At 67.7% G+C, this 403-nt stretch carries 1 pseudogene; it reads left to right on the forward strand.

Going from position 1 to position 403, the window contains the following annotated elements:
- Positions 1 to 403: pseudogene (locus GVL52_RS29800) on the forward strand (mechanosensitive ion channel domain-containing protein); the annotation flags it as partial.

The raw sequence follows: 403 nt of genomic DNA on the forward strand, positions 1-403 counted from the left end.
CCACCATCCCCACCAAGAAGCTGGTGACCGAGTCGTTCAAGAACTGGCGCGGCATGCAGGAGGCCGGCGGGCGCCGGATCAAGCGCGCGCTGTACCTGGACCAGCACAGCGTCGGCTTCCTGGACGAGGGTGACCTGGCCTTCCTCGGCGAGTTCGCGCTGCTGCGCGACTACCTGCGCGACAAGGAACAGGAACTGGGGCAGTGGAACGGGCGCCTGCGCGAGCAGGGCGTGGCCGAGGTCAACAGCCGCCGCGTGACCAACCTGGGTACGTTCCGGGCCTATGTGGAGCGCTACCTGCGCAGCCACCCGGGCATCCATACCGACATGACCCTGCTGGTACGGCAGCTGCAGCCGACCACCGAGGGCCTGCCGCTGGAGCTCTACTGCTTCACCCGCAGTAC

The organism is Rhizobium sp. 18055 (assembly GCF_902706285.1).
Classification (GTDB): domain Bacteria; phylum Pseudomonadota; class Alphaproteobacteria; order Rhizobiales; family Rhizobiaceae; genus Rhizobium.